The sequence below is a fragment of the Chitinophaga sp. Cy-1792 genome (assembly GCF_011752935.1).
Classification (GTDB): Bacteria; Bacteroidota; Bacteroidia; order Chitinophagales; family Chitinophagaceae; genus Chitinophaga.
Genome location: NZ_VWWO01000028.1, coordinates 1 through 446, shown reverse-complemented (window position 1 = coordinate 446; position 446 = coordinate 1). Strand labels below are relative to the sequence as shown.

Below are 446 nucleotides of genomic sequence, written 5' to 3'. Positions count from 1 at the left end.
TGCCAATGGCAAGGTAGATCGCCGGCAGTTGCCCGCTCCGGAAGACTTTGGATTAAGTAGCGGAACTACGTATATACCTGCCCGTAATAACATAGAAGCGCAGTTAATAGCGATCTGGGAACAGGTACTGGGCAGGACGCCGATCGGTGTCAAAGATAATTTCTTTGACCTGGGAGGCCATAGTCTGAAAGCTACCCGGCTGGGAAGCCTGATACATAAGGCTTTTGATGTGAAGCTGCCGTTAAAGGATCTTTTCTCCAACAGCATCCTGGAACAACAAGGGGTATTGATCGCTGCGTCGCGGAAGACGATCTTTTCGCAGATCGCCCCGGCGCCACAGCAGGCGTCATATCCGTTGTCGTCTTCCCAGCGCCGCCTATGGGTGTTGAGCCAGTTTGAAGAAGGTAGTGTGGCCTACAACATGCCAGGAGTCTATACTTTGACCG

1 protein-coding gene is annotated in these 446 nt (G+C 52.2%); it reads left to right on the top strand.

Features of this window, described 5'->3' with window-relative positions; translation table 11 throughout:
• Positions 1–446, top strand: a 446-nt coding sequence (locus tag F3J22_RS30325; protein ID WP_167021747.1) for a phosphopantetheine-binding protein, incomplete at both ends; no start/stop codon positions are given.